24 protein-coding genes, 2 pseudogenes and 1 riboswitch are annotated in these 25,695 nt (G+C 62.3%); of the genes and pseudogenes, 14 read left to right on the forward strand and 12 right to left on the reverse strand.

What is annotated here, in order from left to right:
* Positions 1-90: 90 nt before the first annotated feature.
* Positions 91-1,734: pseudogene (locus tag M1E04_RS10900) on the forward strand (right-handed parallel beta-helix repeat-containing protein); the annotation flags it as partial.
* Positions 1,735-2,114: 380 nt separating this feature from the next.
* Positions 2,115-3,356: a DUF1835 domain-containing protein gene (locus M1E04_RS10905; protein WP_456292952.1), complete on the forward strand. Its 1,242-nt coding sequence runs from the start codon at positions 2,115-2,117 to the stop codon at positions 3,354-3,356.
* Here M1E04_RS10905 and M1E04_RS10910 read toward each other — a convergent pair whose 3' ends face one another.
* The 3 genes and pseudogenes from M1E04_RS10910 to M1E04_RS10920 form a co-directional block, all read right to left on the reverse strand.
* Positions 3,357-3,818 carry a GNAT family N-acetyltransferase gene (locus M1E04_RS10910; RefSeq protein ID WP_065988902.1) on the reverse strand — a complete coding sequence of 154 codons (462 nt, stop codon included), beginning with the start codon at positions 3,816-3,818 and terminating at the stop codon, positions 3,357-3,359. It lies immediately after the preceding gene.
* 76 nt (positions 3,819-3,894) lie between these two features.
* A pseudogene (locus M1E04_RS10915) lies at positions 3,895-4,446 on the reverse strand (Fic family protein); the annotation flags it as partial.
* A 125-nt stretch (positions 4,447-4,571) separates the two neighbouring features.
* A complete protein-coding gene (locus tag M1E04_RS10920) occupies positions 4,572-5,468 on the reverse strand; it encodes an AraC family transcriptional regulator N-terminal domain-containing protein (protein WP_456292953.1) in 897 nt (298 codons plus the stop codon).
* A 138-nt stretch (positions 5,469-5,606) separates the two neighbouring features.
* Here M1E04_RS10920 and M1E04_RS10925 point away from each other — a divergent pair, with 138 nt between their 5' ends.
* Genes M1E04_RS10925 through M1E04_RS10935 form a run of 3 tightly spaced genes read left to right on the forward strand, consistent with a single transcriptional unit; the run spans position 5,607 to position 7,754 of the window.
* Positions 5,607-6,350, forward strand: coding sequence for an SDR family NAD(P)-dependent oxidoreductase (locus M1E04_RS10925; RefSeq protein ID WP_456292954.1), 744 nt, complete (start codon positions 5,607-5,609; stop codon positions 6,348-6,350).
* Positions 6,351-6,369: 19 nt separating this feature from the next.
* The gene (locus M1E04_RS10930) at positions 6,370-6,771 is read left to right on the forward strand and encodes a VOC family protein (RefSeq protein WP_456292955.1); all 402 of its coding nucleotides are present in this window, start codon (positions 6,370-6,372) and stop codon (positions 6,769-6,771) included.
* Entirely contained in the window at positions 6,768-7,754 is a 987-nt protein-coding gene (locus tag M1E04_RS10935) for a saccharopine dehydrogenase family protein (RefSeq protein ID WP_456292956.1), read from the forward strand. Before M1E04_RS10930 ends, M1E04_RS10935 begins: the two co-directional genes overlap by 4 nt.
* 6 nt (positions 7,755-7,760) lie before the next feature.
* Here the strand turns inward: M1E04_RS10935 and M1E04_RS10940 are convergent, their stop codons facing one another.
* Complete coding sequence (locus tag M1E04_RS10940) at positions 7,761-8,666, reverse strand: AraC family transcriptional regulator N-terminal domain-containing protein (protein ID WP_456292957.1); 906 nt, start codon at positions 8,664-8,666, stop codon at positions 7,761-7,763.
* A gap of 215 nt (positions 8,667-8,881) precedes the next feature.
* Between M1E04_RS10940 and M1E04_RS10945 the strand changes: the two genes are divergently transcribed.
* On the forward strand, positions 8,882-9,631 hold the full coding sequence (locus M1E04_RS10945) for a glucose 1-dehydrogenase (protein ID WP_192130361.1): 750 nt from the start codon (positions 8,882-8,884) through the stop codon (positions 9,629-9,631).
* A gap of 52 nt (positions 9,632-9,683) precedes the next feature.
* Here M1E04_RS10945 and mntP read toward each other — a convergent pair whose 3' ends face one another.
* Both mntP and M1E04_RS10955 read right to left on the reverse strand, forming a co-directional pair.
* A complete protein-coding gene (gene mntP / locus M1E04_RS10950; protein WP_065988908.1) occupies positions 9,684-10,250 on the reverse strand; it encodes a manganese efflux pump MntP in 567 nt (188 codons plus the stop codon).
* Positions 10,251-10,262: 12 nt separating this feature from the next.
* A riboswitch (yybP-ykoY riboswitch) is annotated at positions 10,263-10,424 on the reverse strand.
* 64 nt (positions 10,425-10,488) lie between these two features.
* Entirely contained in the window at positions 10,489-11,808 is a 1,320-nt protein-coding gene (locus M1E04_RS10955) for an ATP-binding protein (RefSeq protein ID WP_296312208.1), read from the reverse strand.
* A gap of 10 nt (positions 11,809-11,818) precedes the next feature.
* On the opposite strand from M1E04_RS10955, the gene M1E04_RS10960 reads away from it, so the two are divergent.
* The gene (locus M1E04_RS10960) at positions 11,819-12,052 is read left to right on the forward strand and encodes a hypothetical protein (protein WP_065988910.1); all 234 of its coding nucleotides are present in this window, start codon (positions 11,819-11,821) and stop codon (positions 12,050-12,052) included.
* Between the two features lie 53 nt (positions 12,053-12,105).
* Here the strand turns inward: M1E04_RS10960 and M1E04_RS10965 are convergent, their stop codons facing one another.
* Positions 12,106-14,178, reverse strand: coding sequence for a calcium-binding protein (locus M1E04_RS10965; RefSeq protein ID WP_369319567.1), 2,073 nt, complete (start codon positions 14,176-14,178; stop codon positions 12,106-12,108).
* A 391-nt stretch (positions 14,179-14,569) separates the two neighbouring features.
* On the opposite strand from M1E04_RS10965, the gene M1E04_RS10970 reads away from it, so the two are divergent.
* From M1E04_RS10970 to M1E04_RS10985, 4 genes are read left to right on the forward strand one after another with little or no spacing between them, the layout of a single operon-like run.
* A complete protein-coding gene (locus M1E04_RS10970) occupies positions 14,570-15,610 on the forward strand; it encodes an NAD-dependent epimerase (protein WP_456292958.1) in 1,041 nt (346 codons plus the stop codon).
* Positions 15,610-16,368, forward strand: a complete 759-nt coding sequence (locus M1E04_RS10975) for a glycosyltransferase family 2 protein (RefSeq protein WP_456292959.1) — start codon at positions 15,610-15,612, stop codon at positions 16,366-16,368. Before M1E04_RS10970 ends, M1E04_RS10975 begins: the two co-directional genes overlap by 1 nt.
* A complete protein-coding gene (locus tag M1E04_RS10980) occupies positions 16,365-16,643 on the forward strand; it encodes a lipid-A-disaccharide synthase N-terminal domain-containing protein (RefSeq protein WP_065988912.1) in 279 nt (92 codons plus the stop codon). Before M1E04_RS10975 ends, M1E04_RS10980 begins: the two co-directional genes overlap by 4 nt.
* Before the next feature lie 3 nt (positions 16,644-16,646).
* Positions 16,647-18,167, forward strand: a complete 1,521-nt coding sequence (locus tag M1E04_RS10985; protein ID WP_456292960.1) for an ArnT family glycosyltransferase — start codon at positions 16,647-16,649, stop codon at positions 18,165-18,167.
* A 57-nt stretch (positions 18,168-18,224) separates the two neighbouring features.
* Here the strand turns inward: M1E04_RS10985 and M1E04_RS10990 are convergent, their stop codons facing one another.
* The gene (locus M1E04_RS10990; protein ID WP_456292961.1) at positions 18,225-19,115 is read right to left on the reverse strand and encodes an SDR family oxidoreductase; all 891 of its coding nucleotides are present in this window, start codon (positions 19,113-19,115) and stop codon (positions 18,225-18,227) included.
* A gap of 99 nt (positions 19,116-19,214) precedes the next feature.
* Here M1E04_RS10990 and M1E04_RS10995 point away from each other — a divergent pair, with 99 nt between their 5' ends.
* Complete coding sequence (locus M1E04_RS10995; RefSeq protein WP_456292962.1) at positions 19,215-20,108, forward strand: helix-turn-helix transcriptional regulator; 894 nt, start codon at positions 19,215-19,217, stop codon at positions 20,106-20,108.
* Between the two features lie 414 nt (positions 20,109-20,522).
* Here M1E04_RS10995 and M1E04_RS11000 read toward each other — a convergent pair whose 3' ends face one another.
* Positions 20,523-20,723 (reverse strand): DUF2986 domain-containing protein, encoded by a 201-nt coding sequence (locus M1E04_RS11000; protein ID WP_456292963.1) that lies wholly within the window; start codon positions 20,721-20,723, stop codon positions 20,523-20,525.
* A 164-nt stretch (positions 20,724-20,887) separates the two neighbouring features.
* Between M1E04_RS11000 and M1E04_RS11005 the strand changes: the two genes are divergently transcribed.
* Together M1E04_RS11005 and M1E04_RS11010 are read left to right on the forward strand one after the other, a co-directional pair.
* On the forward strand, positions 20,888-21,514 hold the full coding sequence (locus tag M1E04_RS11005) for a pyridoxamine 5'-phosphate oxidase family protein (RefSeq protein WP_456292964.1): 627 nt from the start codon (positions 20,888-20,890) through the stop codon (positions 21,512-21,514).
* A gap of 108 nt (positions 21,515-21,622) precedes the next feature.
* Positions 21,623-22,531 (forward strand): LysR family transcriptional regulator, encoded by a 909-nt coding sequence (locus M1E04_RS11010; protein WP_456292965.1) that lies wholly within the window; start codon positions 21,623-21,625, stop codon positions 22,529-22,531.
* On the opposite strand, the gene M1E04_RS11015 is transcribed toward M1E04_RS11010, so the two are convergent.
* The 3 genes from M1E04_RS11015 to M1E04_RS11025 form a co-directional block, all read right to left on the reverse strand.
* The gene (locus M1E04_RS11015; protein ID WP_369319883.1) at positions 22,517-23,263 is read right to left on the reverse strand and encodes a substrate-binding domain-containing protein; all 747 of its coding nucleotides are present in this window, start codon (positions 23,261-23,263) and stop codon (positions 22,517-22,519) included. The two genes, M1E04_RS11010 and M1E04_RS11015, sit on opposite strands and share 15 nt — an antisense overlap.
* Before the next feature lie 41 nt (positions 23,264-23,304).
* Positions 23,305-24,603 (reverse strand): tricarballylate/proton symporter TcuC, encoded by a 1,299-nt coding sequence (gene tcuC / locus M1E04_RS11020; RefSeq protein ID WP_456292966.1) that lies wholly within the window; start codon positions 24,601-24,603, stop codon positions 23,305-23,307.
* Positions 24,604-24,794: 191 nt separating this feature from the next.
* Positions 24,795-25,670 (reverse strand): EthD domain-containing protein, encoded by an 876-nt coding sequence (locus M1E04_RS11025; protein WP_369319831.1) that lies wholly within the window; start codon positions 25,668-25,670, stop codon positions 24,795-24,797.
* Positions 25,671-25,695: the final 25 nt, after the last annotated feature.

Here is a 25,695-nt window from a genome sequence, read left to right on the forward strand (position 1 = left end):
CACCGCCCGTCACCTATCCCGTCAGATGACCCAGCTTTCACACAGCATGCCCATACTGCTCCCGTCTCTTCATTCGAAACGGAGCATGTTATGACACTGCAATTCAATGTCCGGGATTTTGGCGCAGTCGGTGATGGGCATACGTCCGACACCGCGGCCATTCAAGCCGCCATCGATGCGGCGGCGAAAGCCGGCGGCGGCGATGTGTATATTCCTGCCGGCACCTGGACCCTGACCCCGGGCGGAAAGCCTGCCGACGGCGCGCTGATGCTAAAAAGCAATGTGTTCATCAAGGGCGAGGGCATGGGCGTCACGGTGCTCAAGCTGGCCGATGGCACCGATCAGGCTGTCACCGGCATCATCCGCTCGGCGAGCGGCGAGGCAACCCACGATTTCGGCGTCAGCAACCTCACCCTCGACGGCAACCGCGATGCCACCAGCGGCAAGGTGGATGGCTGGTACAACGGCTTTCTGCCGGGCCAGCCGGGTCAGGACTCCAATGTCACGCTGTCCGGCGTCGAGATCCGCGATTGCTCGGGCTACGGCTTCGACCCCCACGAGCGCACGGCGAACATGCTCATCGAAAACAGCGTGTCCCACGGCAATGGGCTGGACGGGTTCGTCGCCGACTACCTGATCGACAGCACGTTTCGCAACAACCTGGCCTACGACAATGACCGTCACGGTTTCAACATCGTCACCACCACCCACGATCTGGCGTTGCTGAACAACGTCTCCCACGACAATGGCGGGGGCGGCATCGTCGTCCAGCGCGGCAGCGAAAACATCCCCTCGCCGTATCACATCACCATCGAAGGTGGCGAGGTGTACGGCAATGCGGCTGAAGGCGTGTTGGTGAAACTGTCCAACGGCGTTGATATCAGCGGCGTGGACATTCACCACAACGGTACCTCCGGCGTGCGTGTCTACGGCAGCACGGACGTTGAGGTTCGCGGCAATCTGATTCACGAGAACGCACAGAAAGCCGGCATTCCTGAAGTGCTGATCCAGCCGTTCGACGACCGCGGCGGCGTCTCCGGGAAGCTTCATCCTTCTGACCACAACACCTTCGCGGGCAACATCATCACCGGCGGCGACAAAAGCACCTTCGGGGTGGCAGAGGAGAGCGGGCAGTCCGGCAGCAACTCGGTGTACGGCAACACCTTCGCGCACCTGCAGGACACCGTATCGCTGCAGGGCGCGGGTGACCACGTCGGGACCAACCCCGTGCTGAATGCCATCGACGGCGGCAATGGCGGCGATGCCATCGTCGGAACCGCGAAGGCCGACTCGATCAACGGCAGGGACGGGGCAGACACTCTGAGTGGCGGATCCGGCGCGGACCTGCTCTGGGGCGGCGCTGGCCATGACCGGTTGCTGGGCGGCAGCGGCAACGACACCCTGATCGGCGGCGCCGATGCCGACGTGCTGTTTGGCGGCGCAGGCTCGGACCTGTTCCGGTTTGCCTCGGTGTCCGACAGCTACAGAACGGCGACTGCCAGCCATGCAGACCGCATCGGCGACTTCGATGCCGCCCATGACATCATCGATGTCTCGGGCTTGGGCTTCACCGGATTCGGCGACGGCCACGACGGCACCCTGAAGTTCACCACCAACGCCGAGCACACCCGGGTCTACCTGAAAGACCTGGACGCCGATGTGCAGGGGCATCGCTTCGAACTGATTCTGGACGGTGATTTCAAGGCCGCTCTCCCGTCAAAATCCATGGTATTTGCCGACGCCCCGACGTCGCTGGCCAGTACATCAGCCCCAGCGGATGCCGTGTCGGTGGAGCTGGTAGGTGTGGCTCAGGATCATCCGGAGACTGCCCTCGTGTGACGTAACGGCAGGCCCGTCTTGCCCCTGCGCGCTGGCACGGGGAGTGGACCGAGGTAGGCCCGCGCCGTGAGGTCATACTCACGGCGTGGTCCCATACAACTCCCGCCTCCATTTCCGCCCCCACCTTTGCATCCTGCCAGCCTTCCGGCTAAAGTCGGCCTCCGGGCGTCTGCTGCGCCTGCGGTCCGCGCGAAGGGGTTTCCCAAGGCAAGCGTTGCACACTCATTCATTCCAGCTCCCGGCTTGTCGGCGGACCGAGCCCCAAAGGAGTTGGCATGCCTGCCACACATGCGTCCCGTCAACACGGTCTGCTCGATGTACCTGCGCTGCGTAAGCACGCAAAACGTCTTCTCAAAGCCCTGAACACCCACGAAGCGGATGACGCCCGGGCGCAATTGCGCGCGATGGGCCTGCCGGGCCCGGCCTATCGGCTCGCCGACACCCAATGGCTGGTGGCCCGGGAGGCAGGGTTCGCCAGTTGGCCCAAATTGATCGCCCATGCCGATGCCGTCGGATTTGCCGCCCGCCATCCGGATTTTGCGGCGACGGGTGAAGCACAGGTTCAGCACTGGCGCTGCGGCAACGACATCGAGCGCAGCCTGCGCGTTGCCGGCTTCGCAGGTGCGTTCCAGATGTTCGACGACCCGATGGTCATGGGACCGGTACTGGCGCTGCCTAACGACGACTATTGGGCGGTGAGGGCACTCTTTGCCCAGCAGGCCTTCGGCTTGTCGGCCCGTGATGCTCAGCAACGGCAGGCGACTCAGCGCGGGGCTTTGGCACGCCTGAATGCCGACAGTGAACTGGTCCTGTGGTGCGAAGCCGATGCCTACGATCAGCTGTTTCTGGTTCGGCTGCTGGCGAGTTTGCCCAGCATGCCGCGCAGGCTGGAGCTGATCGAGATCAACCGCGTGCCCGGCGTCGAGCGATTCATTGGTATCGGGCAACTGGACCCGGACGTGCTCGCCTGGCTTTGGCCCCAGCGGCGCGCCATCGGTGAAGACGCGCTGGCACTGGCCCGGCAGGTATGGGCCGCCTACACCGCAGCGGACCCGACTCGCTGGGCCGAGCTTGCGGCACAGCACCATTGCGCGCTGCCGCTGCTCGGTCCCGCGCTGGCAAGACAACTGCAGGAGCTGCCCGGCGCAGAGGATGGCTTGAGCCTGACCCAGCGGCTGACCCTGCGCATTCTCGCGGAGAAAGGCGAGATGCCGGCGGGGAAGGTGTTCGGTCATTTGATGCTGACCTATGAGCCGCTGCCGTATCTGGGCGACATGATGTTCAACGCGCTGCTGAGACCGCTCATCGACGCACCGCACCCGCTGCTGCACGAACAATCGGGCAGCGAATGGCCCAAGCGACTCGTCCGGCTGACGGCCCTGGGTGAGCGCGTCGTGCGCGGGGAAGTGAACTGGCTTGATCTTGAGCCCGCAGAGCGGTGGGTCGGCGGTGTGCAGATTATTGCGGACCGCTTGCCCTGGGTGGTCAGCCCCGAAGGGCGGGTGTGGCGTCGCTGACTAGGCCAGAGGCGTCAGCGCCTTCTCCATGATGATCGTCCGCTCTTCGCCGTGGTATTCATCCCGAACGGTCGAGTAGCCCAGGGACTGGTAGAAGCCCTCGGCCGTGATGGAGGAGGGCACGCGTAACCGACGGATGCCGTGGGAGTGGGCGGTTGATTCAACAGCCGCCATCAACGCGCGGCCGGCGCCCTGGCCCTGGTGTGTCGGGGCGACGAACACGCTGCGAACCGTGGCTTGATCGAGGCTCGCCGTGGCAATAACTTCTTCGTCGAGGGTCGCCACGTACACCTGCCGCTGCACCAGCAAGCGCAGGATCGCCGACGGGGAAAAACTCAGCGTCACCTGGGCGATCACGGCGGCGGAATAATCCTGGCTATTGGACTCGCCTAAGGCGGCCACGATGACGCGGCTGATCGCGGTGGCGTCATTATCCGTTGCCTTGCGGATATGGCAGTTCATGTGGCTGTGGTCCTTGTGTCCGCGCGCGGTTATCTGAATACCGGGTGAGCAGCACACACCGATAATCCCCTTTCATTTACTGGTCGTTTTCATCTTGTGGCCGTTGTTGCGCCTGCTGATCAAGCAGCATTTGTGTGACCTGCTCAATGTAGTCGAACACCTCAGGCTGGACCGAGTATTGGTACTGCTTGCGACGGTTGTTGGAAACTTTCCCGTTATTCGTCAGGCACATCATCACGAGGTTGGCCAAGTCGCTGCCGCGCACGTCGTAGACCTCATTTACCGTCCGCACGACCCTGTCATAGTTTTCAAGAAAGATTGTCTCTTCCCGAAGTTCCACTTCTAACGCACGCTTCGCCATTTCCAGAGTGAAACGTACCGCTGAAGTGGCATCCCAGAAGCGATAGATCGAGGGATCACCCGTGAATTCGAACGAGTATTGACACTGATCAATCCTCCGGACGTCCCAGAACTCACGCGCCGGGCGAGAGAACGACTGCAACGTCTCCAGATACAGGCGCTCCTCGCGTTTCATGGCCACAGATACCGGCAGCAGCAAACCATTCTACAGCGCGCCGGCGCGGCACAGAGTGTGGTGGATCAAAAAGCGGGAAAGGCGACCATTGCCGTATTCATAGCGCAATTCCTTGATTCACGACGATCCCATGCAGTTTTTCTTCAGTGCACCCAGAAAATCTTCAGTTCGACCAATTATCCTGATTTTTTCTTAACTTGATACATCCCGTCTTACTCCTAGGACCGCGCGACCACCCCCGTAGCCCTGAGAATCCTGCCGGCATCCCGGGCGGGAGGGAGCCCGAACACCCGGGCGTAATCACGACTGAACTGGGTGGCGCTCTCGTAGCCGACCTCGACGGCGGCCGCCATGACGCTCATGGCATTGGCGACCATCAGCGTTCTGGCCTGCAACAGGCGAACCCGCTTCTGGTACTGCAAAGGGCTCAGGTGAGTGACCGCCTTGAAATGCCGATGGAACGCCGAGACGCTCATCGAAGCGCGCTCGGCCAGGCGCTCCACGCCCAAGGGTTGAGCGAAGTCACGCCGAATCCACTGAATGGCCATGTTGACCCGCGCCATGGCGCTGTCCGGCACGGCAATTTCGCGCAACATCCAGCCAAGGGGGCCCTGGAGCACGCGGAAAATAATTTCCCGTTCATAGACCGGGGCGAGGGCGGCGATCGCTTCGGGGTCGCCCATCAGTCGCAGCATTCGCACCCAGGCATCCATCAGTTCATCGGTCATCAATGCGACGGAAAACCCCGAATCCTGCTCCGCGCGGCTGGCAGGTTTGGGCAGGTCGGCGAACAGCGTTGCCAGCACCGCCGGGTCCAGCGTCAGGCTGACTGCCAGATAAGGGTCGCCTGCTGGGGCCGGGTGCACCGAACCCACCGCAGGCAGATCGATGGACATCACGAAGTAGGTCGCCGGGTCGTAGCTGAGGGTCAGGTCCCCCACGGTCATGCTTTTGCTGCCCTGCAGGATCACGTTGATCATCGGGTCATAGACCGCCGCGAGCAGGTGCTCGGGGATTTTGCCCTGAACCATGGCCACCCGGGGTATGCCCGTTTCGGTGCGACGGTTTTCAGCCCCGGCGGCGAGGGATCTGAGTTCATTCAGTTGTTTTTCCATGGGCAGCATGCTGAGGGCTGAGCGTCATGCCGCGCAAGGGAAAAGCAGAAACGGGCAGGTTCCGAGCAGGAACGGACACGTCCTCGGTCTCTGTGATGAGTACTGTGTAGCCACGTTTGAATCACAGAGGAACACGACATGGGCGTTATCGTTATCACAGGCGGCAGCCGCGGGATCGGCGCCAGTGCGGCCGAACACGCGGCGAAACGGGGTATGGGTGTCATCCTGACGTACAACGCCAACCCTCAGGCAGCGGCTTTGGTCGTCGAGCGCATTGCACAGGCCGGTGGGAAGGCCGTTGCGCTGGAAGTCGACGTGTCCGACGTCGGCAGCTTCGAGGCGTTTCGCGAATCCGTGGTCACGGCACTTCGCGAAACCTGGGCGACCGCCACGTTGAGTGGCCTGGTCAACAACGCCGGCTATGGCCTGTTCAACCCCTTGGCAACGGTCAGCGAAGCGCAGTTCGACGGTCTGTTCAATGTGCACCTCAAAGGCCCGTTTTTTCTGACTCAGGCGCTGCTGCCGTTACTCGCGGACAACGCCAGCATCGTCAATCTCACCAGCGCCACGACACGAGTGGCCACGGCCGGCGTTGCTCCCTACGCCGCGTTCAAGGGTGGCCTTGAAGTGCTGACCCGCTACATGGCCAAAGAATTTGCCGACCGGCGAATACGCGCCAATGCGGTATCACCGGGCGCCATCCGCACAGAGCTGGGCGGCGGCCTCAACAATGCGTTCGAAGCGATGCTGGCGGCGCAGACCGCGCTCGGCAGAGTGGGCGAGCCGGAAGACGTCGGCCGAGTGATTGCCATGTTGCTGTCCGACGAAAGCGGCTGGATCAATGCCCAGACCCTTGAAGTCGCCGGCGGCTACAACATCTGACCACGGGAGGGTTTTTAGAATGCTGGATCATATTTTTCTGTCAGTGAGCAACATCCCACGTTCCGTTCGCTTCTACGAGCATGTGCTAAGGCCTCTCGGGATCACGGCTCGGCTGGACTACGACGGCAAGGACGGCCCGCCGGGTCATCCGGACCTCAAAGGCTTCGGCGCCAACGGTCGGGTGTTTTTCTGGCTGCGCGAGGGAGTAGTCGAAGGACGTGCTGTCCATGTCGGCTTCGTCGCCAACAGCAAGGCCGAAGTGGACGCCGCTTACGCCACCGCCATGGATCACGGAGCCGTGGACAACGGCGCGCCGGGGCCACGCTTGCACTACGACCCTGATTACTACGCCGCCAATGTGCTGGACCCGGACGGCTACAGCCTGGAATTCGTCTGCAAAAAATGGCAGCACGGCCAATGAGCCCGCTGCTGATCTACGGCGCCACGGGTTACACCGGGCGCATGGCAGCAGAACGCGCCAAAGCCCAGGGGCTGGTGTTCGAAATCGCCTGGCGCAATCGTCATCAACTCGAGGCACTCGCTGCGCAGCTGGGCGTGCCCTATCGGGTGTTCGATGCCGACGGGAATGCTGCCGCTTCGTTGTCGGGGATCTCTGTGCTGCTCAACTTTGCCGGTCCGTTTGCGCACACCGCCGAGCCTTTGATGCGCGCCTGCATCCACGCCGGCGTTGACTATCTGGACATCACCGCCGAAATCAACGTGTACCGATTGGCCGAACGATTGGGCGCTGAAGCCTTTGCACAGGGCGTCATGTTGCTGCCGGGCGTGGGCTGGGACGTGGTGCCTACCGACGCGCTGGCACTGCATGTCGCCAGGCGCGTTGATCAACCGCGTTCGCTGCGCATCGCGCTGCAAGTGCCGGGGTCGATGTCTCGGGGCTCGGCCAAGAGCGTCAGCGAAATCATCGGCGCCGGTGTGCTCGCCAGGGTGGCGGGTGAACTTGTCGCGACACCTGATGCCCCGCCGCGTCAGTTTGATTTCGGCCAGGGACCGCTGCTCTGTGTGCCGCTCTCGTTCGGGGATCTCGTGACCGCGTGGCATGCAACCGCCATTCCCGACATCAGGATGTATGTCCACCTCTCGGGCGAAGCGTTTCCAGAGGGCGACCTCTCACTGCTTCCCGATGGCCCCGACGCTGCGGCGCGTGATGCCCATAGGGCTCGCGCGGCGGTTGAGATCACCGGGGCAGATGGCTCGATCGCGCGGTCGGTCATCGAAACCGTGAACGGCTACACCTACACACCACTCGCTGCGGTTGAAGCTGCCCGCCGTGTGTTGGGCGGTGAGCGGCGGCGGGGGTTCACAGCCCCGTCGCAGGTGTTCGGCGGCGGGTTTGCGCTGAGCATCGCGGGCACGGTCATCACCGACCTGCCAGCCAGGTAGTTCCGGTCAGGGGGCTGCCGGTGGGGCAGTGGTCTCGCCGGTTGGGGCGAGGGGCGACTTGAACCGCGCGGCGTCCCGCAGGGGAGGCAGGCCGAACAGCCGGGCGTATTCGCGATTGAATTGCGAAGCGCTTTCGTAGCCGACCTTGTAAGCGATGGACGTGGCGTCCAGGGTGTCGAACAGCAATAACCAGCGAGCCCGTAACAGGCGCAGGCGTTTTTGATACTGAATGGGTGTCATGGCTGTGACCGACTTGAAATGCCGATAAAAGGCAGCAACGCTCATCTCGGACATCAGTGCGAGAGGCTCGACGCGGAAAGGCTCGGTGTAATGCTCGCGAATCCACTGCGTCACACGGCGGATCTGTGTCATCCGGCCATCCGGGCGCGCCATGTCACGAAGGATGCCGCCCAGTGGCCCCTGCAACGCACGATACAAAATCTCGCGTTCGATCATCGGGGCGAGGACTCCAGCGTCATGGGGACGATCGACCAGCCGCATCATCCGCACCCAAGCGTCCAGCATCTCATCCGACGCGCACACGGCCTGAAAGCACGCGCTTTGTGCTGCCCCTGGTGCCGTGTTCACCTCCATCAGCAGCGTCGCAATCACATCCAGATCAAGGGTCAGGCTGACCGCCAGATAGGGTTGATCGGCCGCTGCGGCGTGAATCTGGCCCGTGGCGGGCACGTCGACCGGCACCAGAAAATAATGGCCTGCGGTGTAGCGAAAAACCTCATGGCCTATCGACAGGCTTTTTGTGCCCTGGAGTACCAGATGCAGCATCGGCTGGTAGACCTGATCTGCGCAGGCCTCGGCGCAGACCATTGCGACGCGGGGCAGACCGGTGTCCGTCCAGGTGTTTTGGGCGCTCATCACGATGCGGCGCAGTTCTGCGATTGGATTTTCCATACCCCACCGTGGGCTACACCGCGGTGCCTGGCAAGCCATTTGAGAAGATCAGGCAAGGATGTGCGAACAACCTGCAAACGCTAGCCCGGTGGTTGGCCGAATACTGGGGGCACGCGGCTCGTTCCAGGTCCGGAGCTCACGACCGGTGCTCACGACCGGTGCTCACCACGGACAGTAACGACGCTCAACAACACCTCATTTCAAAAGGTCACGGTATGAAACTCAACGGAAAAATCGCGGTAGTCACGGGTGCCTCGAAAGGTATCGGCGCCGGAATCGCCAAGGCGCTGGCCGCCCAGGGCGCAACGGTCATCATCAACTATGCCTCCAGCAGGGCCGACGCCGAGGCGGTGGTCACTCACATCACCGCCCAGGGCGGCTCCGCCGTCGCCGTGCAAGCGGACATGAGTCAGGGGGCTGAGGTCACGCGCCTGTTCGACACGGTTCGCGAGCAGTACGGGACGCTGGATGTGCTGGTCAATAACGCAGGGGTGGCGGTGTTCCAGATGATTGACGACCTCACCGAGGAAGCCTTCCACACACAATTCAACCTGAACGTCCTCGGCTACCTGCTTGCGGTGCGAGAAGCAGTCAAGCTGATGGCGCCTGGGGCAAGCATCATCAACATCAGCTCGATTCTGAGCACCGACCCCTACCTGGCCTCCAGTGTCTACTCGGCCACCAAGGGCGCGGTCGACACCTTGAGCTTTGCGCTGGCCAGGGAACTGGGGCCGCGGGGCATCCGGGTCAATTCGATCCTGCCGGGCCACACCAACACACCCGCAACGGCCGGCCACTTTGCGGGCGAGCTGGGAGAGAAAATACTGGCGGGCACACCTCTGGGGCGTTTTGGAGAGCCAGAGGACATTGCCCCTCTGGCCGTGTTTCTGGCTTCCGGCGATTCCCATTGGGTCACCGGCGAATCCATCAGGGCATCCGGCGGGGTGCGCGGCGTGGGATATTGAACCATTGGCTTGACGGCTGAAGCGCACGGTTCATGTGCGCTCATATCGTCGTTTACGCCGCCGACAAATGCTCGTAAAGAATCGTCGCGCCGACCAGCATCAGCACAATGCCGCCGATGATTTCAGCGCGTTTGCCCACCACCGTGCCCAGCACGCGGCCCAGCATCACGCCGAGGGTGACCATGACCGTTGTCGCGACACCGATGGCGGCGGCGGCCACCAGGATATTCACGTTGACGAACGCCAGGCCAACGCCCACGGCCAGCGCATCGATGCTGGTGGCGAAGGCCGTCACGGCCAATATCAGGAAGGAGTGCTGGTTGGGCTTTTCTTCTTCGGCTTCTTCGTGCTTGAGGCCGTTGTAGATCATGTGCACGCCGAGCACCAAGAGGAGCGTGAAGGCAATCCAGTGATCCCAGTTCTCGACATAAGACGTGGCCGCCTGGCCGATCAGCCAGCCGATCAAGGGCGTAATGCCTTCAATCACACCGAAGATAATGCCGGTGCGCAGCGCTTCTATCAAACGAGGCTTGTGCAGGCTCGCGCCTTTACCGATGGCCGCTGCGAAAGCGTCCGTGGACATGGCCAAAGCAAGAAGGATGAGGGAAATCGGGTTCACGGTTATGTTCCAGTCGGGCTGTGAGTCAACGACGCAACCACACGCCCGACTTTAGGCATGGATGCATCGTTGGTCTCGCCAACCCGAAGGTGTTCGTGCCACGGCAGGCCGCCGAGAATGTTGACACGAACGCTCTGTGACAATGAGTCCAGAGCAGGCTACTCCCCAACAAGGGCCGCCACTATACCGCGTGAATGTAAAAAAAATGTCGGCACGTGACGTTCAGTTCAGCGAATCATCAGACGGCTTGAACCGCTTCCGACGTCGCAATACAGCCCAGGATTCTCAGATACAGACTGACCGTCGTACCCGCTCCCGGAGCCGTTTCGATGCGCGCGTCACCGCCCGACTTGATCGCAAAATCCTTTGCCTGCGCCAACCCCAGCCCCGTGCCCTGGCCGGTCGCCTTGGTCGTGAAAAGAGGCTCGAACACGCGGCCTGCTATTTCAGGGGCCATGCCGGGACCGTTGTCCCGTACGCTCACGACCAGGTAGTCGCCCTGTTGCAGCGATAAATCATCCTCCACATGCACCCAGCGCGTGGACAGATGCACCTGACCGCTACCCTTCAGGGCATCACGTGCATTGGCCAGCAGGTTCATGACGACCGCATGGAGTTGAGCTTCCAGACAGAGAACGCCCCAGCCCCATTCGGCGAGATCGAACGTGAGGTCGATGGTTTCGCTCATCGAATGACGCATCAGCGACTGCGCACCGTGAAGGCGAGCGGTCACATCGATGCAGATCAGTTCAGGCCCGTCACCGCGCACGCTGGTCATCAAATAGCCGATCAACTGCCGACCTTGCTCAACGGCTTGCAGTCCGGTTTCGGCGAAGCGCTCCACGTCCACTGGCCGTCGGGAGCGCAGGCGGATCAATTGAAACGCAGCGCTCACGCTCTGCAGCAAATTATTGAAGTCATGGGCGATGCTCGCCGTCAGCATTCCCAGAGATGAAATGCCCCTCGCGTTATCCAGCAGCGGGGTGACTTCGTTCTGGTTCTGCTCGGCGTGTTTGAATTGGTCCTGAAGTTGCGTCAGTTGCTTCGCCCGTTGCGTGCCCAGCCAGCGGGCCTCGAGCAAGGCAGCGGCCTGCCGGGCCAGTGCCTGCAAGGCAAGGGAATGGCGTTCGCTCAGTTGCCGGGGTTGTGTGTCGATCACGCAGACAGTGCCCAGCGCCGCGCCGCTGTCCGTGACAATGGGCGCACCGGCGTAGAAACGAATATAGGGAGGACCGAGCACCAGCGGGCTGGAAGCGAAGCGAGGGTCAACGGCCGCATCTTCGACGACCAGCACCTGCGCGGGGTCCAGGATCGCGTGGCCGCAGAACGCCAGATCCCGGTGGGTTTCCTGCACCTCAAGGCCGATGCAGGCTTTGAACCACTGACGATCCCGATCGACCAGCGACACCAGCGCAATGGGCGCGTCGCACAAAGTGGTCGCCAATAGAACGATGTCGTCGAATGCCTTCTCGTTGGCACTGTCCAGCACGTCCAGGTGTTCGAGCGAGAGGACACGCTCTTCCTCGTTGAAAGGAAAGGGGGCGGGATGGTGGGCCATCGATAAACCGGTGCTGGAAAAAGTAGTCCGGCATCATGCGCTGTGCCCCGTGCTACCGCAAGGGCGGAGGCCTGTTGATGCCGAACTGGGGAAAGAAAACGACCCGCTGTCTGCTGTGCAACTCGTCGAGGCCTCGAAAGCGATCGACGCCTACGGCGCGCTGTTGGACGAGTCAGCCAAGGCGGCACCGATGCGGATATTGAGGTCCTATAACGAGTTGGTCGATGCAGGTCACCGGCTCTAAGCGTTGAAAGAGGGGAACGCGCATCAGCCGTTCCCCTCGATGCACCCAGCCTGTCAGCCGAGGGCAACCTCGCTGGTCATGCCCACCAGGGTCACTTCCTCGGCCTGCGCAAAGATCATTTCAGTATTGCCCAAGTCCTGGGTCCAGTCGCCGGTGAGGGCGATTTCGAACCGATGGCCCTGAGCGTCCGCTTCCACATCCTTCAGGTAGGTGCGGTCCAGATCGTGGTTATAGACCATCTTCAGCGTCGTCCCGGTGCCGTCTCCGAAACCCGTGTAGCCCAATGCCGACACGTCGATTTTGTCGTTGTTGTTGGCGAACCGGTCAATCAGGTCCACGAAGCTCTGGGTGTCGGTGCGGTAGCTGTCAGTGGCTGCCGTGTAACGGAACACGTCAGCGTCATTGATGCCGTTGCGGCCGTAGACCGAAAGGTTCGGGTCGTCGCCGCCGCTCAACAGGTCGGCACCCGCGCCACCGATAATCACATCCGAGCCTCTGCCACCATCGATGCGGTCGTTACCGGCCAGGCCGTAGATGACCTCCGACATGGCGCTCCCCGTGATCACGTCCCTTCCAGCCGTTCCTTCGACGGTGGGGGCGGTGAACACCAGATTGGTGCTGTTCAATTGCCCTGTCAGGTTGCCTTCGAACGCCAGTTCAAAGCGCTGCCCGTCAGCGTTGGCATCGAAACTTTTCAGGTAGGTGCGGGTGCCCTCAGCGTTGGCCTGGATGGCCAGCGTGCCATTGTGACCGTCGCCAATGCCGGTGAAGCCCAATGCAATCAGGTCTACGCGGTCCTGGGAAGCGTCGAAGTCCAGAATCCGGTCACTGCCGGTTTCCGTAGCGGTACGGTAGCTGTCGCTGATCTGGCTGAAGCGGAAAACGTCTGCGCCGGTCCCGCCTGCCAGCACGTCACGGCCACCCCCGCCTTGCAGCAGATCGTCACCGCCCAGACCGCGGATGATCTCGGCCGTGTCGTTGCCAAGCAGGTGATTGGCCTCGCTGGAGCCATCCACATGGAATTGACCGTCCTGGCTGCCGAAGGTGGTGTCCAGGCTGCCATCGGCGTTCAGTCGAGTGATGACGTCGCCTGCGATCAGGATTTTGCCATCGGGCTGAACAACCACAGAGTGGGCATAGTTCTTCTCGCCTTGAGGCACCCGAATCGTGAGTTTGCCATCGTCGCTAAAGGAAGTGTCGAAGGAACCATCGGCATTCAGCCGCAGTACGTTGAAGGCGGTGTTGTCATTGCTCTCGCCGGCAATGATGATCTTGCCATCGGCTTGCACGGTTATCGCAGAACGGTAGTCCAGCCCCAGCGCGGTATCGAAGTACACCACGCCGTCCACGCCAAACGCGTTATCGAGGTTGCCGTCGGCTGCAAGTCGCTGAACGGCATAAACCGGATCGCCCGGGTCGTGGGGTCCGTCGGAGCCCACGTACAGCCAACTGCCGAGCAATACGCTGCCGTCGGGCTGCACAACAGTGGCGATATTGCCGGTGCCGTAACGTCCGGCAGGGTTGAGGATAAGCGCGCCTTCGGTACCGAAATCCTCCGCTGGAGCCCCGCTGCTGTCCAGCTTGAACACCACTGCTTGCGAGCTGCCGCGAGCGCTGACGTACACCGAACCGTCGGCTGTGGCGTAAATCGCCATTCCATCGGTGCTGATCGGTACATCAAGTGCTGCGGCGCCGCCTTTGCCGAACGTGGTGTCCGGAGTGCCATCCACGTTGAAGCGTTCGACTTTCAAACCGCCAGGCCCGGGCTGCGCCGACAGGACTTTGCCGTCGGCCTGGACCGCCATCACGTAGTAAGCCTCGTCTTCCGGATCCAGGCTGGCGGGCACGAGGGCAATCCCGTCCTGGCCGAAACTGTTGTCCAGGCTGCCGTCGCTGTTGAGGCGCACCGACGTGAAGCTGCCTCGCGTGCCGTAGCTTTCATCGCCGGGCGAGCCCGGATAACCAATGGCGGTCTGGAAGCTTTCGCCGCCGACGATGATCTTGCCGTCAGGCTGGAGAATGACGCTCCAGGTTTGATCGCCCCCCGTGGAGGGGTCCACCTGCACGGTCCCCGGGCCGGTTCTTACGGTGTAATCGATGGTGGGCTTGCGGTCGGTTGAAGCCATGACATTGTCCTTTTGACATGGAACTTGATGGGAATAACGCTCTCGAGTTGACCGTGTGGGCGTCAATAAATGCGATCGAGGCTGCCTGTCGGCGACAAAAACCGTCAGGGCTGCGCTAGAGCCGGTGGCCCAACGGCTCTGGGCTTCGCTCGGTCAACGTCTCGATCGCATCACGCGATGTGCCGCTCACCCCATTCACATTGCTTAAATATTGCTGTGACACAGTTTCATGTCGCTTGATCAAGCATCCGACAGCGTCAGACAGCCATCCCGGTGATCACGGGTGGTGGGCTGGCTCTGTAAAAAGGACTCATGAAATGAATGTCACGGTCTCATGCGCAGGATACGCAGCACTCACCCAGGCTCGGTGCCGCCGCTGGGCGATAGCGCAATGACGGTTCTGATCACAGGGGTGGCTGGTTTTATCGGCTTTCACATGGCCAGAAAACTGTGCCGCCAGGGCGTTCACGTGGTGGGCATCGACAACCTCAACGATTACTACAGCGTTGACCTCAAGCGTGCCCGGCTCGCACAGCTTGAACACCTCCCAGGCTTTCACTTTCAGCAAATCGACATCATCGACCAAGGCGCATTGCGTGGCCTTTTCAGCGCGTACGGCTTCAGCGAGGTGATTCATCTTGCGGCGCAGGCGGGGGTTCGCTATTCCATCGACAACCCGGCCGTGTACGCCGATGCCAACCTGGTCGGGTTTCTCAATGTCCTTGAAGCCTGCCGGGCCTACCCGGTAAAGCACCTCGTTTATGCGTCGAGCAGCTCGGTGTACGGCGCCAACACCAAGATGCCGTTCGCGGTGGGAGACGCGGTTGAGCAGCCCGTTTCCCTGTATGCCGCGACCAAGCGCGCCAACGAGCTCATGGCCTACAGCTATTCCCATCTGTACCGGATTCCGGCGACAGGCCTGCGGTTTTTCACCGTGTACGGTCCCTGGGGGCGGCCGGACATGGCGCTGTTCAAATTCACCCGAGCCATCCTCAAAGGCGAGCCCATCGATATTTATAACGACGGCGAGATGGCGCGGGATTTCACCTACATCGACGACATCACGGAGTCGATGAGCCGGCTGCTGCCCAGACCGCCGCCGCTCGTGGACGGGATCGCCCCGTGTCAGCTGTTCAACATCGGGCGAGGCGCGCCGGTGAAGCTTCTGGACTTCATTCACTGCCTGGAGTCGGCGCTGGGGATTCAGGCCAAGCGCAACTATTTGCCGCTTCAGCCGGGGGACGTGCTGCAGACCTGGGCCGATGTGTCCGGCCTGGAGAAATGGATCGACTTCAGCCCCCAGGTAGGTGTGGAGCAGGGCGTCGCCGAATTCGTGCGCTGGTATCGCGATTTCTACCCCGGCAAACAGGGCCAACCGGCCAGACAGTCACAACCGGCCAGACAATCAAAACAAGCGACGCGGTGGGCGTGATGAGTGAATCGGTGTTCGTGTCGGTGTTGATCCCGGCAAAAAATGAGGCGCAGAACCTGCCTTCATTGCTCAATGAAGTACGCGCCGCGCTGGCCGGGGAGCGCTATGAGGTGTGGGTGGTCGACGACGGCAGCACCGACGACACGCTGCGTGTGCTGCAGCAGATCAAGGCCGACGGCTACGAGCCTTTGCGAATCCTGCACAACGGCGTTTCCCTCGGCCAGAGCACGTCGATCTGGCATGCCGCCCACGCCGCGCGCGGTGAATGGCTGGCGACGCTGGACGGCGACGGCCAGAACGACCCTGCCGATTTGCCCGGCATGCTGGCGCTGGTGCGCGATGCAGGGCAGGGCAATGACCAGAACCCACTTGAGCCACTGACCTTGGTGGCCGGGCACCGCGTCAACCGGCGAGACACTGCGAGCAAGCGCTGGGCGTCCCGTTTCGCCAATGCCTTGCGCAGCCGGCTGCTCAAGGACGCCACGCCGGACACAGGCTGCGGGCTGAAGCTGATCCATCGAGAGGCGTTTCTGCGACTGCCTTATTTCGATCACATGCACCGCTTCATCCCCGCGTTGATCCAGCGCCATCATGGCCGAATGATCGTTCATCCGGTTCACCACCGGCACCGACAGGCCGGCGTTTCCAACTACGGCAATCTGGACCGGGCGCTGGTCGGCATCCTCGACCTGTTCGGCGTCTGGTGGCTGGTGCGCCGCACGCGACTCAATACCCGGCCCGAGGAGATGAACGGATGAATTTCACCCGCGAAGCGCTTTGGCTCACGGTGGGCTTTCTCGGCCAGGCGGTCTTCACCGGCCGTTTCGTCTTGCAGTGGCTGTACAGCGAAATCAAGAAACGCAGCGTGATTCCGGTGGGCTTCTGGTACCTGAGCATGCTTGGCAGCGCATTGCTGCTGATCTACGCCATCTACCGGGAAGACCCGGTGTTCATCATCGGCCAGTCATTTGGCTTCGTGGTTTACCTGCGCAACCTGCAGCTGATTGCCAAACACAAAGATCTGAAGGAATAGCCGGTGGGCCGTGTTCATTCTCCCGCGTGGCAATGCCTGGCACTCGTGGTGCTGTCGCTGCTGCTGGTCGGCGCCGGCTTTGGCATCAGGCAGCCACTGAATGTCGACGAAGAACGTTTTCTGGGCGTCGCACTGGAAATGCTGCACAGCGGCAGTTGGCTGATTCCCCATCGGGCCGGCGAAATCTATGGCGACAAGCCGCCGTTGTTCATGTGGACGGTGGCGTTCTTCACCTGGCTGACCGGTTCGCCGTCGCTGGCACTCTTCATCCCGGGCCTGCTCTCGGCGGCCACCGCCACGGCGGTGTTGTACGACTTGGGCCGGCGCCTCTGGTGCCGCAGGGTGGGGCGCATTGCCGCGCTACTGTTTCTGGCGACTTACCAGACCTACAGCATCCTGCGCACCGGCCAGATCGACAGCTTCCTGTGCCTGTGGGTCGCGCTGGGCTTCTACGGCATGGTTCGGCACCTTCTGCTGGGGCCGGCGTGGGGCTGGTTCTACCTGGGGTGTCTGGCGATGGGCCTGGGGATCATCAGCAAGGGGGTCGGTTTTCTGCCGGCGCTGATGCTGGTCCCCTACGGCTACGCCGTGCGCAAGCGATGGCCGGGTGTGGCCGTCATGCCGGGGCAGGGGCTTCGCTGGGCGACCGGTTTTCTGCTGGTGCTGGCCGGGTGTGCGGTCTGGGTTGTCCCGCTGCTTGCCACGGTCTGGCTCAAGGGTGGCGCTGACGAAGTGGCGTACCTGAAGGAGATCCTGTTTCACCAGACCGGTGGCCGCTACGCGTCGGCGTGGGATCACCGCGAACCGTTCTGGTATTTCCTGACCGTCATCCCGCAGTACTGGCTGCCGTTGGTGCTGGCGTTGCCGTGGCTGGTGCCCGCCTGGCGTCGCCAACTGCAAAAGCACGACGCGCGGATACTACTCTTGCTGGGCTGGGTGGTCCTGGTGGTGCTGTTTTTCTGCCTGAGCACCGGCAAGCGCAAAATCTACATCTTCCCGGCGTTACCCGGCCTGGTGCTGGCCGCAGCGCCGCTGATTCCGTGGCTGCTGCGACGCTGGTTTGGCGATCGCCCGAAAGCCCGCGCCGTGTTTGGCGTGGCGGTGGTGACCTGGTTTTGCCTGTGGTTCGGCCGTGGCTTCGTGGAGCCGTTTACCGACGGACCCAATCCTCATAAGGCCCTCATGGTGGAAGCGGCCCGGCTGACCGACGGCGCCGAACTGGTATTGGTCGGCTGGCGGGAAGGGCATTGGCTGTTCGCGCGCCAGCCGGTGGTGCATTTCGGGTTTGCCGATCAATCCGCCGTCGGGCACGCCGCGCTCTGGTTGCGCACCCATCCATCCGCCTTTGCCCTGGTGCCCGCCGCCGAGCTTGAGCGCTGTTTTGTAGCGGCCAAGGCTCGCCAGTTGGGATCAACGTCGAGGGCCGAGTGGTTGATCGTCGGGCCCGACGCGGATGATGGTCGCTGCCGGCCGCCGGCGCCTGTTCGCGCTTATCGCTTCTCCTGGGGTTCTGACGCGTTGTAGGCCCGTTGCGCGCACGGTCCTTTCGTTAGACGCGGCAGCTCTGTCTCCACGAATCATTCACCGCTGCTGAAAACACCCTTTGAGATCCTCGATCAGCCCCGGCCCGGTCGGCACCCAGTCCAACCGTTCGCGGGTTTTGTTGCTATGGCTCGCCATGTCTCGCCCGACAAAGCTCGACAGCCAGCCGAACCTTGCCATCGCCTCGTCCGCCGGCACCGACGCAACGGGCAGGCCAAGGCCTTCGCCCAGGGTTTGGGCAATGAGGCGGAATGGGATGTGGCTTTCGGCGGTTGCATGATAGCGAGCGCCGGGCTGGTATTTTTCCAGCGCGAGACGATACAGCTGGGCAGTGTCTGAAATGTGCGCGGCGGACCAGTGATTCAGACCTTCATCGACGTAAGCCGAGACGCCTGTCTGCCGCGCGTGTCTGATGAGTTCGGTGGCCAGGCCCTGTTTGGCCGTGTCGTGGATTTGCGACAGGCGCATCACCACGACGTTGAGGCCGCGTTGTAAAAGCGCCTCTGCGGCCAGTTCCGAGGCGGCCCGGGGGTTGGGATGCTCGGGATTGAAATGATCCTCATCGGCAGGCTCGCCCGGTGCCGACGAGCCCATCGGCGTCGCCGAAGTGATCAGCAGCGGGCGTTGCGAGCCGTTCAGCGCCTCGCCCAGCGCGGCAATGGCACAGGCGTCTTTCTGGCAGTTGTCAATGAAGTGGGCGAAGTCGTGATCGAACGCGGTGTGAATGACCGCGTCGCACAGATCAGCGCCCCGTCTGAGGCTGGCGAGGTCTTCAAGGGTGCTGCGACAGGGTTCGGCACCGATGGCCCGCAATGCGTCGGCGCCGGCCTGGGAACGCGTCATCCCCATCACCTGATGACCTGCGGTGAGTAATTCCCGAGCAACCCGGGAACCGATAAAACCTGTGGAGCCGGTAAGAAATACGCGCATTGCTGAAAACTCCTTTTGCTGAAGCCGGCAGGATGCGCGTAACGTTTATCCGCTTAAAAGACGTGACGTTATCAGGGTATACGAACTAACAGGATCATCATGGCCAACCCGTCTGTTCATTTGCTGGGCACGTATCTGAAGGATTGCCGGGCGCGTCTGGATCCGGCCAGTTTCGGTTTTTCCGGCCGACGACGTACACCGGGTTTGCGCCGGGAAGAAGTCGCGCAGCGCGCCAATATCAGCGCGACCTGGTACACGTGGCTGGAGCAGGGGCGGGGCGGTGCACCCTCGGCCCAAGTGCTGAACCGGATTGCCGAAAGTCTGTTGATGACCGCACCCGAGCGCGAGCACGTGTTCATGCTCGCCTTCGGCCATCCGCCGGAAGTGGTCTACAGCGCGCCTGACGGGGTGACGCCGCGCCTGCAACGCGTCCTCGATACCCTGGCGTTCAGCCCCGCGTTTATCAAGACGGCGACGTGGGACGTGCTGGCTTGGAACACCGCAGCGGCGGCGGTCTTCACCGACTACAGCCTGCTGCCGGTTGGGCAGCGGAACATCTTGCGCCTGATGTTCTGCAACCCGCGCGCCCAGGCCCGGCAGGCAGACTGGAACGCTGTCGCGCGTTTCATCGTCGCGGCGTTTCGGGCGGACGCGACCCGCGCCGGTGCTGCTTCCGAGGTCACCCAGTTGGCTGAAGAACTGTGCACCCTGAGCCCCGAGTTTGCGGCGCTGTGGCAGGACAACGACGTGAGGCTTCAGGGCGAAGGCACCAAGCGCCTGCGCCACGATCCCCACGGAGTCATTGAGCTGGAATACTCCAATTTTGCGGTGGACGGACGACTGGACCTGTCGATGATCGTGTATAGCCCGGTCACCGCCGCCGATGCCGATCGTGTACGGGCGGTGATCGAAGACGCTGCCCGGCTAAAGCCGGCGTTTTCCGTGGCACCGGCTTTAGCCGGGAAGGCGTCGGCAATCACGCTGCAAAATTGATGGCGTACGCACTGGCCTCTTCCCGGCTGAAGCCGGTCCTACTGACACCGCGCGCTTTCCGTGGGACCGGCTTTAGCCGGGAAAGCGTCGGCAGTCGCACTGCAAAATTGATGGCGTACGCACTGGCCTCTTCCCGGCTGAAGCCGGTCCCACTGACACCGCGCGCTTTCCGTGGGACCGGCTTTAGCCGGGAAAGCGTCGGCAGTCGCACTGCAAAATTGATGGCGTACGCACTGGCCTCTTCCCGGCTGAAGCCGGTGCCACTGACACCGCGCGCCCCCGTGGGACCGGCTTTAGCCGGGAAGGCGTCGGCAATCACGCTGCAAAATTGAGGGCGTCGCCGCTGGCCTCTTCCCGGCTGAAGCCGGTCTACAAGGGGAAGGCGTCGGCAGTGGCGCTGCAAACTGAGGGCGTTCAAACCGGCTCGGAAGGGCTGGCCGCTCCAGGCGCGGGTTCGGTCGTGGAATCTGAACCGGCTTCAGCATTGGCCTCCGCCGCCAGCTTCAACCGGTCGGCCTTGCTGATGTATATGTCTTTGTTCTTCGGCGCCAGTTTGGCACTTGCCTTTTTTGCGTTGGCTTTGAGTATCTGGTTGAGTTTCTTGCGACGGTTCATGCCTGTTTACCCGGTGTGCAGATGCTGGACGGTGAAAAGGCAGGCAGTGAATCAGATCGCCGGTCAATCTGCCACACGCGTCTGGCACTATTGCCCCGAACGTGCATGAAACGTCACAGCATGCTGAACCTGTCCAGCCACGAAGAAATTGCAGAGAGCCCACAATGGACCTTGAAGACAGCTCATGCCTGACCACCGTACAGGCACTGGAAGCGGTGTATGGCCCGATCGCACCGCCGTCCCTGGTCAAGGAAGTCGACCACATCCACCCGGTTTACCGGCCGTTCATCGAAGCGGCGTCCTTCGTGATCCTCGCCTCGTCGGGTGCAGGCGGCCTGGATGCTTCGCCGCGGGGCGATCAGCCGGGCTTCGTACACATCGAAGACAGCAAAACGCTGTATCTGCCGGACCGGCGCGGCAACAACCGCATCGACACCCTGCGCAACATCGTCGAAGACCCGCGCGTCGCACTGCTGTTTATCGTCCCGGGCGTCGGCGAAACCCTGCGCGTCAACGGCACGGCGCAGATCTCCATCTCGCCGGAGCTGCTCGAGCGTTTTGCCGTGGACGGGAAGCCGCCGAAATCGGTGCTGCGCATCACCGTCACCAGCGTCTATTTCCAGTGCAGCCGAGCGGTGATCAGGGCAGGGCTGTGGGATGCCTCAAAGCAGGTGCCGCGCAGCGCGTTGCCGACGGCGGGGCAGATTCTCAAAGAGGTGTCCCAGGCGGCCATCGACGGTGATGCGTATGACAAGGCGCTGCCGGGCCGGATCGCCGACACGCTTTACTAAGTCATTCCGTCGAGCCCGGGGCGAGCCGCGCGACCTGCCCCGGGATAGCTCGTCGACAGGTTCCGCTTTACCATTGATGCCCGTCTACGATCAAAGCGACGACATGCCGTGAACATCCACTTCGACCTCAATGACCTCCAGGCTTTTCGCGCGGTGGTTGAAAAGCAGGGCTTTCGCCGGGCGGCCGAGTCCATCCGCATCACCCAGTCGGCGCTGAGCCGTCGCATCGAAAAGCTTGAGTCCGCCCTGGGGGTCAAACTGTTTGAGCGGACCACGCGAAAGGTCTCGCTGACCAACGTCGGGCGGGCGTTCTTGCCACAGGTCGAACGGCTACTGGATGACCTGGACCTGGCCCTGCTCAGCATCGGCGATGGCGGCGCCAACCGCAGGGGCACCCTGACCGTGGCCTGCGTGCCGTCTGCGGCGTACTACTTCCTGCCCCATGCGATCCGCAGCTTTCACGCGCAATACCCGCTGATCAACATCAGACTGATCGACGTGTCGGCCAATGAAGTGAGCGCGGCGGTGGCGTCCGGCGAAGCCGATTTCGGGGTGAGTTTCACCGGCAACCTGGCGCCGGAAATCGAGTTCAGTGCGCTGCTCGAAGAGCACTACGTCGTTGCCTGCCGCCGCGACCATCCGCTGGCCACCCTCGACACCGTCGCCTGGGCTCAGGCGTGTGAGCACGAGTGCATAACGCTGGATAAATCTTCGGGCAATCGCCTGGTGCTGGATCGCGCGCTTTCCGGATTGCAGCCGGGCAGGAACAGCGTTTGCGAAGCGCGGCATGTGACCACGGTGCTGGGGCTGGTCGAGGCGGGGCTGGGCATTGCGGTCGTGCCGTCCATTGCCATGCCAATCTCCGCCCACCCGATTCTGGCGAAAGTGAGGCTGGTGGAGCCGGAGGTGGTCAGGCAGATGGGGGTGCTAAAACGCCGCGGACGCACATTGACGCCCGCGGCACTGGAGCTGGAGCAGCGAATTCGCGCGCTGCCCGGGACGTTACCGCGGGACTGAGTCCAGGCCGGTTTCGCGGATGCTGGCCTGCGCGTCGGGGGACGACAGGAACTTGAGCAGTGCCTTCGCTTCAACGGGGTGATCGGCATTTTTCGGAATGCCGGCGGCATAGCGGGTCACCGACTGCACGTCTTCCGGAATCTTGCCGACGAAGGTTACGCCCGGGATCGGCAGCAATTCGGCGACCTGCTGGAAGCCGAGCTGGTAGTCACCCTTGGCCACAACGGAGGCCACCGGAATGCGCTCGATCATCTTGCTTTTGGGCGCCATCTGCGGCTGAACGCCGAGCTTCATGAAGAGCTCTTTCTCGATGTAGACGCCGCTTGCGCTGTCTGAATAAGCCACTGACTTGGCCGCCAGCAAGGTCTGTTTCAGCTCGGCATCGGTGCCGATGGCCGGTTTGTCGGCGCCGGCCTTCACCACCATGCCGATGCGCGAGTCCGCCAGTTCCACACGCGAGGCGGCGTCGACCTTGCCCTGTTTGATCAAGTCATCCAGGGCGTAGCCCACCATGATCACCACATCCGCGTGCTCGCCGCGACTCAACCGGTTGGGGATGGCTTCCGCCGCTTTACCCATCGACGGGCCAAGCACCGTTTTAAGCGTGTTGCCGCTGTGCTCGGCGTACTCCGGCCCGAGGTGCTGATAGGCCGCAGTAAAGCCGCCCGAGGTCATGACGGTCAGCTCTTCGGCGTGCGCAAGATTGCCGTAGGCGCAGCTGGTCAGCGCCATAACGCAGAGGGGTTTAAGTAAAGAATTCATGACAGGGTCCTTCAAGCAGTGGCGAGTGACTGAGTGGCGAGACGGCGGTACAGCACCAGCGTCGCGGTAAAAGCGCACAGGGCGGCGAAGATCATCCAGTAAGCCGGCGCTGCCTTATCACCGGTCAGGTGAATGAGCCAGGTCGAAACCGCCGGCGTGAAGCCACCGAAGATCGCTGTCGCCAGGCTGTAGGCGAGGGAGAAACCCGCGACGCGCACCTCGACGGGCATCATTTCGGTGAGCGCCGGAATCATCGCGCCGTTGTAAATACCGTAGAGAAACGAGAACCACAGCAGCACTTCGAGCATGTGGGCAAAGGTCGGCGCCTGGGCCAGGAATGACAGCGCCGGATACGCCGTGACCAGCGTCAGCAATGACATCGCCAGCAGCAGCGGCTTGCGTCCCAGTCGGTCACTCAGGGCGCCGCCGATGGGCAGCCAGAAGAAGTTCGAGACCCCCACCAGCAGCGTCACAATCAGCGCATCACTGGTGCTGAGCTGCAGCACCGAGCGGCCGAAGGTCGGTGCGTACACGGTGATCATGTAAAAGGCGGTGGTCGTCATTGCCACCATCAGCATGCCGAGTATCACCACACTGGCGTTGCCGAGGAGGGTTGCGAACACCTCCTTCATCGTCGGGCGGTGTTTGCGCGTGGTGAATTCTGCGGTTTCTTCAAGGCTGCGGCGCAGCAGGAAAATGAACGGAATGATCAGGCAGCCGACGGCAAACGGAATGCGCCAGCCCCACGCCGACAGTTCGGCCGGGGCAAGCCATTGATTGAGCCCGTAACCCAGGGCGGCGGCGACGACGATGGCCACCTGCTGACTGGCCGATTGCCAACTGGCGTAGAAACCCTTGCGCCCCGGCGTTGCCATTTCGGCGAGGTAGACGGACACGCCGCCCATCTCTGCGCCGGCGGAGAATCCCTGCAGCAGCCGTCCGAGCAAGACCAGCGCCGGTGCCCAGAGGCCGATCGTGGCATAACCCGGCACCAGGACAATCAGCAACGTGCCGCTGGCCATGATCGCCAGCGTCACGATCAGACCGCGACGGCGGCCGACATCATCGATGTACGCGCCCAGCAGCACGGCGCCCAGGGGTCGCATCAGGAAGCCTGCACCGAACACAGCGAAGGTCATCATCAACGAGGCGAATTCGTTGCTGGCGGGGAAGAAGGCGGAGGCGATCTGGGTGGCGTAGAAGCCGAAGAGGAAGAAGTCGAACTGTTCAAGAAAGTTTCCGGAGGTGACCCGGAAGACCATTCCTGCCCTGAACTTCCCGGAGGAGGTCTGGCTTGGCGGCTGATGCATGTTGTTCTCCAGCGTTTTTTTTGAGTTTGTAAGCGCTTGTAACTGGAGATTCTGTGGCAATTTTCAGACGACGATAATCGTTATTTTTTCATCCTTTGATGCATGGATCAGATCAATGGAAAGGCGGTGGCGTTTCCCGACAGGCCATGGAAACGTCGGCAGCCGTGAGCCACGGCCGCCGACAGGAACCGCTAGCTGGCTTGGGTGCCTTTCAGCATCAGTTCTTTAACATCGGGCTGAACCTGATTCACCGCGCCCAGATACTCGATCAACTCGGCTGCCCGACTGCCGCGCAATCCGGCGGTGGTCAGGGACTTGTCGCGCACGTAGGTGTAGAGCCCGGAGACGGCGAACGTCTTGAGCTGGGCGATGTGCTTCGACTGTTCAGGCAGGGTGTTCTGGAACACGTCGCTCTGGAAGAAACGACGACGCGCCAGTGGCGAGGTGAACGCGATTTCCAGCACGGCCAATTCGGCGCGCGCCGGGTTGGCGAAGTGCGCGACGTTGGGCGCAGGTGGGTGCTGGCCATCGTTCTCGAAGGGGTCGCACAGGTGCAGACAAACCTTGACCACGTCGTCGGCCGCCGCCAGCAGCGGCCCCAGGTCTGACTTCAGGTACGCGTGCAGCTGCGCCAGGGTCTCCCGCGGGCTGAAATGGATGTGAATCCGGTCAAAGGTGTCGGTGCCGTTGAACCGCTCATCCGCCAGCGCGTTGGTCAGGGTCAGCGAGCCTTCAGGCAGGGCGTAGGCCAGGGTTTCGTCGAACATGTTCTGCTCGTCCGAGAACAGGATCGGGCTGGCCTCCTGAAACAGCTTCTGGTCAGCGGCGGACTCGAAACCGATCTCCACGCCACCGTCCAGTTCGTAATCCTGGATCTCGCTGATGCCATCGGCGAGGGGCCACAGGTGCGCATCCTGCTGCCGGGAAAAGTGGTGCTGGATGTACAAGCCAAGGCCCGGAAGCCGCGAGCACAGCGGGCCGTGGACGTCACGCCAGTAATGAGCGAATACGTCGTGGGGCACGCGCGCTCGGCGTTTGACGGTCGTGTAGCTGTTGATCTCGATCATGGGGCACCTGTCAGTCGGGAAATGT

The organism is Pseudomonas sp. AK106, assembly GCF_053903055.1.